Annotated in this window: 10 protein-coding genes and 2 pseudogenes; all 12 read right to left on the reverse strand. The window is 40.5% G+C overall.

What is annotated here, in order from left to right; genetic code table 11:
- Positions 1 to 152: 152 nt before the first annotated feature.
- On the reverse strand, positions 153 to 746 hold the full coding sequence (coaE, locus tag HSISS2_RS05355) for a dephospho-CoA kinase (RefSeq protein ID WP_037613323.1): 594 nt from the start codon (positions 744 to 746) through the stop codon (positions 153 to 155).
- A pseudogene (gene mutM / locus HSISS2_RS05360) lies at positions 743 to 1,563 on the reverse strand (DNA-formamidopyrimidine glycosylase). The gene coaE and the pseudogene mutM overlap by 4 nt, the downstream one beginning before the upstream one ends.
- A gap of 46 nt (positions 1,564 to 1,609) precedes the next feature.
- On the reverse strand, positions 1,610 to 2,509 hold the full coding sequence (gene era, locus HSISS2_RS05365) for a GTPase Era (protein WP_002889026.1): 900 nt from the start codon (positions 2,507 to 2,509) through the stop codon (positions 1,610 to 1,612).
- A 21-nt stretch (positions 2,510 to 2,530) separates the two neighbouring features.
- On the reverse strand, positions 2,531 to 2,935 hold the full coding sequence (locus HSISS2_RS11785) for a diacylglycerol kinase family protein (protein WP_002889028.1): 405 nt from the start codon (positions 2,933 to 2,935) through the stop codon (positions 2,531 to 2,533).
- Positions 2,916 to 3,412 (reverse strand): annotated as a pseudogene (gene ybeY, locus HSISS2_RS05375) (rRNA maturation RNase YbeY). Before ybeY ends, HSISS2_RS11785 begins: the two are co-directional and overlap by 20 nt.
- Before the next feature lie 371 nt (positions 3,413 to 3,783).
- Positions 3,784 to 4,380, reverse strand: a complete 597-nt coding sequence (gene recR / locus HSISS2_RS05380) for a recombination mediator RecR (RefSeq protein ID WP_021145773.1) — start codon at positions 4,378 to 4,380, stop codon at positions 3,784 to 3,786.
- A 139-nt stretch (positions 4,381 to 4,519) separates the two neighbouring features.
- Positions 4,520 to 6,634 carry a penicillin-binding protein PBP2B gene (gene pbp2b / locus HSISS2_RS05385; protein WP_021145774.1) on the reverse strand — a complete coding sequence of 705 codons (2,115 nt, stop codon included), beginning with the start codon at positions 6,632 to 6,634 and terminating at the stop codon, positions 4,520 to 4,522.
- Between the two features lie 122 nt (positions 6,635 to 6,756).
- Complete coding sequence (locus HSISS2_RS05390; protein ID WP_021145775.1) at positions 6,757 to 7,593, reverse strand: NAD(P)H-hydrate dehydratase; 837 nt, start codon at positions 7,591 to 7,593, stop codon at positions 6,757 to 6,759.
- A gap of 3 nt (positions 7,594 to 7,596) precedes the next feature.
- Positions 7,597 to 8,451, reverse strand: coding sequence for a bifunctional methylenetetrahydrofolate dehydrogenase/methenyltetrahydrofolate cyclohydrolase (locus HSISS2_RS05395; protein WP_008534097.1), 855 nt, complete (start codon positions 8,449 to 8,451; stop codon positions 7,597 to 7,599).
- A gap of 146 nt (positions 8,452 to 8,597) precedes the next feature.
- On the reverse strand, positions 8,598 to 9,374 hold the full coding sequence (locus tag HSISS2_RS05400; protein WP_021145776.1) for an alpha/beta fold hydrolase: 777 nt from the start codon (positions 9,372 to 9,374) through the stop codon (positions 8,598 to 8,600).
- A gap of 147 nt (positions 9,375 to 9,521) precedes the next feature.
- Positions 9,522 to 9,662, reverse strand: coding sequence for a FeoB-associated Cys-rich membrane protein (locus HSISS2_RS05405; RefSeq protein WP_021145777.1), 141 nt, complete (start codon positions 9,660 to 9,662; stop codon positions 9,522 to 9,524).
- A gap of 11 nt (positions 9,663 to 9,673) precedes the next feature.
- A partial coding sequence (locus HSISS2_RS05410; protein WP_042767022.1) for a nucleoside recognition domain-containing protein occupies positions 9,674 to 10,235 on the reverse strand: 562 nt, incomplete at its 5' end.

Genomic DNA, 10,235 nt, shown 5'->3' on the forward strand with positions numbered 1-10,235 from the left:
ATGAAGGCATGACAATAGAAAAGCTAGCCCCAGTAAAAGTTCCTATCCAAGCAATTTTAAGATTTCGTTGCCAATCAGCGGTTTTAAGCTCTTTTGGCGCAAATCATCATCTTCTTTCTAAAATTCACTATCCATTATAACACAATGGCTAACTATAGGAGGTTAGCTAAATCTTTGATGGCACTCTTCACCTTTTCCTTCAAATCATCAATGCTCCCGTTGTTATCAATAACTAAACTAGCATACGGCAGTTTTTCGGATAAAGGCATTTGACTAGCAATACGCATGTCTGCTTCCTCAGCACTTAAGTGATTCCTTTTCATCAAGCGTTGGCGCTGGACCTCAGGAGACACCGCCACCAACCAAATCTGGTCAAACCAATCCTGATAATCATTTTCAATCAGTAAGGGAATATCCATAAAAAAGACGTCCTCTTCCTTGGCCAAGCCATCTCTTTGGGCTGCCAACTCTTCTCGGATAATTTTTCCCTGAATTTCATCAGATTGATGCCGCATCTCTTCACTTGAAAAGATTAATTGCCCTAACTTAGGACGATTTAATTCTCCATCAGAAAGAAGGATAGCCTCTCCCAACCAATCAAGCAAGGCTTGATACAACCTGCCCCCTTTGGTCTGCATGTCGTGCACCAGTTGATCGGCATCAATGACCTTGTAACCTGCCTCTTTAATCATTTCAACAACGGTTGATTTTCCTGAAGCAATGCCTCCTGTTAATCCTATAATCATCGTTTTTGACAATGAGGACACAAATGCGTTCCTCTTCCTCCTAACTTGATTTTCTCAATCGTGCTTGCGCAACGTGGACAAGGTTGCCCTGTCTTTCCGTAAACCTGCAAATAATCCTGCATGGTCCCGTCTTCACCGAGGGCATTACGATAGGTCCTTATAGTGGAACCACCTTTTTCAATCCCCAACTGTAATATGGCAATCGTTTGATCGTGAACTCGTTTCATGGCTGCCTTGCTGAGTTCCCTTGCTGGCGTCTCTGGATGAACCTTGGCTGCCCAAAGCACTTCATCAACGTAGATATTTCCTAGTCCAGCCACTAATTTCTGGTCCAAGAGTAAGGGCTTAATAGGCTTGTCGGAACGCATTAAAGCTCTCTCAAACGATGCATATTTAAAGGCCTTCTTAGTAGGTTCAGGACCAAGCTTTTTCTTCATAAAATAAGCTTCCTCTTGATTTTTAGATAGTAAATCAAAAGTTCCAAACTTGCGAACATCCTGATAGACAAGTGTAGAGCTATCATCTAACTTAAAAATAAGTGAAAGTGTTTGTTGGTAGGAACTTGGTCTGTAAACAGCAGGTATTTCCCCTCCATACGCAAGTGGGAAATCATAATCAACTGACCAAAATCAAAAATGAGATACTTTCCCCTACGTCGCATGGCTTGAATCCTTTGACCAGGTAATTCATTTAGAAAGCTTTGATAGGACGTTTTTACCATCTTTGGGACCTTGACCTCAACCGACAAAATAGTTCGCCCTAGGACCAGTCTTTCTAAACCACGTCTAACCGTTTCTACTTCAGGCAACTCAGGCATCTCTTCCTCCTTCTAGCAAGAAAGCCGAGCAAGTGCCCAGCTTTTCTTAGTATTCTTTTTCGTTATAACCAAAATCGGCCAAATCAAGTTTTTTATCACGCCAATTTTTCTTAACCTTAACCCAAGTTTCGAGAAAGACCTTATCCCCAAGCATGAGTTCAATATCTTTGCGAGCAAGGGTACCAATTTTCTTGAGCATGGCACCTTTTTTACCGATGACAATACCTTTTTGGCTATCACGCTCAACCATGATCGTCGCACGAATGTGAACCTTATCCGTCTCTTCATCACGCTTCATAGAATCAATAACAACAGCAACTGAGTGCGGAATTTCTTCACGAGTCAAGAGTAGCACTTTTTCACGAATCATTTCAGACACCAAGAAACGTTCTGGGTGATCTGTAATCTGATCTGATGGAAAATATTGGAAACCTTCTTCAAGATTGTCACTCAAAACATCCACAAGGTGAGAGACATTGTTTCCTTGAAGGGCTGAGATTGGAATAATCTCCTTGAAATCCATTTGGGTACGGAAATCGTCAATCTGCTCAAGGAGTTGGTCGGGATGGACCTTGTCAATCTTATTAACCACCAAAATAACGGGTACCTTGGCTTGCTTAAGGCGTTCGATAATCATATCATCACCCTTACCACGAGGTTCATCGGCTGTAACCATAAAAAGGACCGTATCCACTTCACGAAGGGTTGAATAAGCAGATTCTACCATGAAATCCCCTAAAGCCGTCTTAGGCTTGTGGATACCCGGTGTATCTATAAAGACAATCTGTTCCTTGTCTGTTGTGTAAATTCCCATAATTTTATTACGGGTTGTTTGAGCTTTATCGCTCATGATTGCAATTTTTTGCCCCATAACATGGTTCAAAAAGGTAGATTTTCCTACATTAGGACGGCCAAGAATGGCCACAAAACCTGATTTAAATGTCATTTACTTTCTTTCTCTTTAGTTCTAGTTAAAAATTAAGTTCCAAATCTTAGGTATGAAAACAATCATACCAGTGATGAGTGCGTAACAAGATACGACAAGGACAGCTCCCGCTGCCATGTCTTTAGCATTTTTGGCTAACATAGAAAAGTGATAATTACTAGCCAGATCAACCACATTTTCAATGGCAGAATTGACAATTTCAAGAGCAATTACTAGAAAAACCGCCTGCAGGAGAAAAAGCCATTCTATCGCAGATACACGAAAAATTAAGCCAGCTAGTACCACTAAAACAGCAGAAACCAAATGCTTGCGCATGTTACGTTCTTCTTTAATAGCCGTAATTATACCTGTCAGAGCAAACTCAAAACTTGCTGTAAATTCTCTATTTTTCCACTTTTTCTGTGGATTATTGTCGCGTAAGTCCATAAGCAGTTAAAATTTCTTCCTGTAATCCAAACATTTCCGCTTCTTCTTCAGGGGTGTAATGGTCATACCCATTGATGTGAAGAAAGCCATGAACAGCTAAGAAGCCCATCTCACGCTCATAGCTATGTCCATATTCTTCAGCCTGTTCGTGAGCCTTATCAACGGAAATAAAGAGTTCACCGATATAACTATCAAATTCTCCCATCATTTCAGCCAATTCTGGATTTTCCGCTAAATCTTCCTCATCAAAAGTGATATCTACCTCTGGCTTATACTCCAAACTAATCACATCAGTAGGGCGGTCCGTATCACGATACTCTAAATTCAATTCGTGACTACGTTCGTTAGTTACAAAAGTAACTGCCATCTCCTTGTCTTCCTTACCAAGTTTTTGCGCTGCAAAATCAAGCAACTCCAAGGTTTGTTTTTTATTTCTTCAGAGACCTGTCCAGTCTCGTCAATCATTTCAACGTACATAGCATATCTTTCCGAACGATTGATTCCAGTTTTAGGACAGAACCGTTCGTTTCCTTTCACTAACAAATTAGCTTTTTATTACAAATACTTAATCACAGTTAATATCGCCCCAGATTAACTCCGGTCCAATATCAATCACTTCATTATATCACAAGGATACAGAAAAAGCAGACTTAAGCCTAATTGTCTGCTTCTTTTATTAAGAATATGATATAGCAAGCCTTTATCAATTTAGACCATGAGAAAAACCGCTTTTTCAAAGAACTCTTTAACTTCTTTGTCCCTACATTTCTTCATCAGCACCTTACTATTAAAAACTTTCAGTATCAAAATCCGACAAATAGCGAAAAAAGCCATCGTTAAATGACTTTTTAAAGTTCTGTACGATTCTCAATTGCTCGCAACAAGGTCACCTCATCAGCATATTCAATGTCAGAACCAACAGCCAAACCACGTGCTAAACGGGTTACCTTAATGCCGACTGGTTTGAGGACACGGGAAATATACATGGCTGTTGCTTCACCATCGGCTGTAGCATTGGTTGCAATAATGACTTCTTCAACCTCACTATCCATCAAACGAGTAATCAAACTCTTCAAACTAATATCATCAGGCCCTATACCGTTCATAGGTGAAATAAGACCTTGAAGTACATGGTAAAGGCCATGATATTCCTGAATCTTTTCCATAGCTGAAACATCTTTTGAGTCCTCGACAACCAATATCTTAGTACGGTCTCTAGTCTCATCGGTACAGATATTACAGGGATCGTCATCCGTTAAACGCCCACAAACTGAGCAATAAGTCAATTCACGCTTAGCAGCCAAAAGGTTTTTAGCAAAATCATTGACATCCTCATCAGACATGCTAATGGTATAAAAAGCCAATCGTGTCGCCGTTTTAGCCCCAATTCCAGGGAGTTTTGAAAAACTATCAATCAGTTTAGCAATCGGAGTAGGATAAAGCATGAAGGCCTCCATTTCTTTTTATTCTTAATCTATTTCTAACTTTTTATCTTATGACATGATAACCGCTGCCCCAAGGACAAACACCCAAACACTATATCATAGAAAAATCTCTCATGCAAGGCACAAGAGATTTTAGACTTTAGTGAGTGTTTTGGTAAAGTTCCATAATGGCCTTGACTGCACCTTGATGGGCCTTACTCTTCCAGTCAAGCGCATGTGGGTACATAATTCCAACAGCTAATTTGGTTCCATCTTTGGCTGTTGCATAAGCTACAGCATTAAGATTAACTGTGGTTACAGAATTACCAGAACTATCTGTCGCATAGGTTTCGGCTGTTCCTGTTTTCCCACTAATTGGAATGATAGAACTTGCCATTCCTTTACCTGTTGCAAGGCTAGAACCTGAATTGACAACGTCATTGAACCCTTGTTGGACAAGACCAAGTTGCTCAGAATCTAAAGAAAGGGTATTGAGCACACGGGTATCAACCGTTGAAGAGAGGGTACCTAGACTACCATTTGCACCAGCATCGTAAATGCCTCCAACAATATGGGGAGCCACACGTTTACCACCATTAGCAATTGAAGCAACATATTGAGCTAGTTGAATGGTTGTATAGGAGTCATACTGACCAAAGGCTTCTGTCAGCACATTGGCAACATTGTATTTCTTGGAAATATAGCCTTCAGATTCTCCAGGTAAATCAAGACCAGTCGAAACTCCCATACCAAACTCGCCATAAGTATCACGGAGAGTTTTCATAGCCTTATCCATATTATCCGTTGACAAAGCCATACCTGGATAATATTGTTGGCCGAGGAGTTTGATTGCAATCTGAACCATATAAGTATTTGATGAATACTCTAAGGCCTGAGTAGCCGTAATGGCACGACTACCTTGATCCGTAAACCAAGATGTAATAGGAGCTGAACCAGCAATATTAATAGGCTGGTCAGTCAAAACTTGGTTACCGTAGATGACACCCGAACGCCAACCTGCCGTCAAGGTAGCCCCCTTAACAACAGATCCTGGAATGAAGACATCCGTAATCGTTCCTAGGGCATCCGCCTTAAAATCTGGTGCCCCTTTCTCATGCTTTTGTCCTGCCATTGCAAGTACAGCACCGGTGTCTGCATTCAGTACCACCGCATACATTCCCTCAGAATAGGTCGCCTTATTCTCAGCAATTTCTGAAGAAAGTTGTTGACTTAGGATGTCTTCAACACCCTTTTGAAAATTGAGGTCAATAGTTAACTGCAGGTTGTTACCCTTGCTACCTTTTTGCGTGATTTTATCACTGTCGACCTTTCCTTCTTTGTCTACAGTAATTTCACGAACCGTATGTTTTCCTTGTAGTTTTTCCTCATATTCTTTTTCTAGATAAGAGGTTCCTACACGGTCATTGAGGGCATAGCCTTTTTTAAGGTATTCCTTGGCATCTTCCTGAGGTAAGCCTGCTTCTGAGCTTGAAACCTTACCAATCAGAGGAGATAAGGCCGAATCAGCTGTATGACGTTCCCAATCCTTAGCAACCGTGATACCATTAAGTTCTTTTTGTTTAGCCGCAACAATCGCAATCTGATCAGGTGTTAATTCCCCCGTCTTTAATGTAACTGTTGAGAAATTAGATACAGCATTCATTTGAGAGTAGATATAGACAATCTTAAGTTCATTCTCAGAATAATCAACGGCTTCATCAGGCACTGCATCAACAGCATTATTGTAAATAGTGGCTTCGGCAAGTTTGTTACCAAATTTGTCTGTTTTCTTGTCATTTGGAAGATTATTGACCACACGCTTATAGGTTGCAGAATCCGCAAGGTAAAAATCACGTTTTTGACGGGCAGTTACCTTAGTCTCAGTAAGAGTTACCATGGTTGCCAACTTCTCTGCAACCTTTTTCATGGTATCAGATGAAACCAGATTACTACGTGTAAAGGTAATGACGTCCTTACTTTGGTTGGTCGTCAGAGCAACCCCCTTGGCATCAAAAATTTGACCTCGCTCGCTAGCAATTCTAACAGTATACTTGGAATTATCCTCTAATTTCTTTGCATAAAAGGATTTGTTAGAAATTTGCATATAAGCAAGGCGTGCAAAAAGTAATAAAAAAAGAACAAGAACGACACCAAAAAGCAAGTAAACACGACGTGAGATATTAACTGGCTTCTTAGGTTTATTGGCTCGTTTGTCTTTTTGTTTTTGGCGCCATTTTTTCCAATTTTGATTGAGTTTTTTTGAAAATGATGTCACTTTTTTTCCTCTATGTTCTCATAAAAATTCTCTTTTATTTTATCATAAATCAGCCTAGGCAAACTTAAAAAAATGTCGAAATCTAAAAAAACTTGCCTCAATCTGAGACATGTTTTTTTAGATTATAATGACAATTTTCTCATCCAACTTGGAATGGCTTTACTGATGCGTGTCGGCAAAACCACATAGGCATTTTTTGCGAGGTCATCAGCAATGACTGAGTGAAGCCAGCTGGCAACCGTAACAGCTTTATAGCGGTCATTTGAAGCAAATTGAGCAAGAAAACCCGTTACCATACCGGCCAAGGTATCTCCCATGCCCCCAGTTGCCTGATAGGGACCACCAACCTCTAAATGAGCTACTTCTTTACTCTGGTAGACAGACGTTCGGTGGCTCTTAGCTACTAGTATGGTTTCAGCTGGAAAGTCCGCCAGAGCTTTCTGTGTATTAGAAACAGTCTGCTCCAAAATAGCTAAGCCAGAAAGACGTTCCCATTCTTTCTGATGAGGGGTAAGAATGAGGTGACACTCTGGCAAATCCGCCTTATTTTTCTTAGCAAGAAGGTTAAGGGCTGAACCATCAACAACCACGTTCTGATCTGGCCTGATATTTGCCAGGACCAAATTCAAGACTTGATTCGCTGCATCACTCTCACCTAAACCTGAACCGATTAAAACCACATTTGCAACCCTAAGATTATCAAGAAGCCTGTCCCTTTCTCCAAAATCAAAAGCCATAGCCTCAGGAAGATGGGCATGAAGTGCTGGAATATTGTCACGATCAGTCGCTACCGTAACCAAGCCCGCCCCACTATTGACACAGGCAATAGCAGCCATAATGATGGCACCACCATATGGATAGAGGCCACCAATTAAAAGCACCCGACCGTAAGATCCCTTATGAGACTCTCTCAAACGAGGTCTAATCACCTGCCTAGCTAAATCGCCATCTACTTTCATAAGCTATCCTTTCGCACTACGAAGAGCAGCTTGATAGGTCTGTTCCATAAGCATGGTAATAGTCATAGGGCCTACACCACCTGGAACAGGCGTAATCATGCCAACTTTATCTTTCACACCTTCAAAATCAACATCGCCACAAAGTTTGCCTTCTTCATCACGGTTAATTCCCACATCAATGACAACGGCACCTTCTTTGACAAAGTCTTCTGTGACAAATTTTGCACGTCCAATAGCCACAATCAAAACGTCTGCCTTGTTACAAACATTCGCCAAATGTGGTGTTCTTGAGTGGGTCAAAGTAACTGTGGCATTTTTTTCCAAAAGAAGCTGAGCCATGGGCTTGCCGACGATATTACTACGTCCAATAATAACTGCTGTCTTACCTTCCAATTCAACATTGTACTCACGAAGAATTTCCATAATACCTGCAGGAGTACACGGCACCATTTGAGGACGTCCATTCCAAAGATTCCCCGTATTCATAGGGTGGAATCCATCAACATCCTTTTTAGGATCAATTGCCAAGAGAATACGCATTTCATTGATATGGTTAGGTAGTGGTAATTGTACCAAGATACCATGGAATAGCGGATCTTGATTGTACTTTTCAATGACCTCAATCAATTCTTCTTCACTTATTCTCTCTGAAAGATTGACCGTCTTGCTATGGAAACCTGCCTTAATAGCCGCACGTTCCTTATTACGGACATAAACCTGACTAGCAGGGTTGTCGCCAACCATAATAACGACCAATCCTGGTACAATCCATTCACTTTCTTTAAGACGAGCCACCTTTTCTTGCAATTGATTTTGCATTTTAAGAGCTAAGGCTTTACCGTCCATCATTATCACCATGTGTGTTCTCCAATACATACTTTTTTCAATTATACCATAGGGAAGACTCTTTGTGAATTAATTTTCAAAATTTTCAAAAAAACAGTTCACATTTGAGTACTAAAAAAGCCGAAACACTGTTTCAACTTTTTGATTCGTTTTCGCTATTAATTGACAAAACTATTTTGCTGGCTCCATCCTTTAATGGCACATAAGGTCTTTTGTTGGAATTTGCCACTCTCATACATATGATCAGCACCAGTTAGTGAAATGAGCACCGAATCATGGTAGTTCTTTGCCGTTCTTCTTGCAATATTAGGGTGAGTCATCTTGTCCCTGGTTCCAGAAATCACGAGAACAGGACAAGATATTTGGCTAAAGTCCACGTAAGCTGCCTTCGTTTTATCAAACCAAGGAAGAGCCATCTGGGTGTAAACCTTGCCTGATTCTGGAACTAATGTCGCAAAAACTTCTTCTTTCAAGGACTCTTCTTGTTCATTCATACAATACTTGAAAAACTCCTTTTTATAAGGAGGCATAGCCTTTTTCCAAAATCCCCAGCGTAGAAAATGCTTACCAAAACAAGCCAGCATGGTTGGGTAAAAGGCAAAAATATCTGCCGTAGGTGCTGGTCCCATAAGAATCATACCAGCTACTTCCGTCTTTTCGGCAACCATCTGTGCCACCAAACATCCTAAAGAGTGTCCCAAAATAAGTGGCGGTTGATCTAGACTTTCAATCAAGTCCACCAAATCATCTCGGTAATTCTGCAAGGTCACTGTCCCAACCTTTGCTAGACAATCTTGGTAGGATAAATCATGATAACGAAAGCTAGGAGTATGCACCTTATATCCCATTTGACGCAAACCTGAAGCGAATTCTCCCCAAACATTACCGTCACACCAGGTACCGTGAATTAGGACAATCTCTCTGTTCAATGCCATTCCTTTCATTTCTCCTTTGTTAAATCAAGCTAGATTTTTTCAATGTCATCATATCACACTTTCTCTTAGGCAATCTTTATACATTCCTTACAATTGTAAGTAAAAATGACCTCTTATCCAAATAAGAGATCATTTTCTTATATTCTATTAATGATTAGCTTTATGCATTTCTTCTTTGACCGCGCAAGAGCACTCACAATCACCACAAGATCCTTTTCCTTTGATATAGTGACGGATGCCTAAACCAGCCAAAGCGAAAATAATAAAGGCAATAATAAATGTAGACATAACAACTTCTCCTAACTATTAGCTTCTTGAAGATTTTCCAAGGTAATAATCTTATCCTTAATTTGACGCGGTTTACGAACAACGAAGTAAATCATAGTCACTAAAAGCAAGACTGCTACAAGTGTCCAAGGAGTTATCGGCTTACCATAAAGGAGAACTTGACCAAATTGATATAGAATCAAGCTGACACAATAGGCCAAACCTGTTTGAAAACCAATCGCTCCAACCGTCCATCTCAGATTAGCCATTTCACGTTTGATAGCCCCAATAGCTGCAAAACATGGTGCACAAAGCAGGTTAAAAATCAAGAAAGAATAAGCAGCTAGAGCTGAATAATCTGCTTGCAGGGCCGTAGCCAAACCAGCTTCACTACTGTTATGATAGAGAATTCCGAAGGTAGCCACCACGGTCTCCTTGGCTGCTAAACCTGTGAGAGCAGCAACCGTTGCCTTCCAATTTCCAAAGCCCAGAGGTGTAAAAATCCAAGACAAGCCTTTACCTAAAGTAGCTAAGATACTCACTTCTGTATCAACGGTCTGTAACATAAAGTTATAGTTGGACATGAACCAAATC

Origin of the sequence: Streptococcus sp. HSISS2 (assembly GCF_000448665.1) — a bacterium.
In the GTDB taxonomy this organism is placed as follows: Bacteria; Bacillota; Bacilli; order Lactobacillales; family Streptococcaceae; genus Streptococcus; species Streptococcus raffinosi.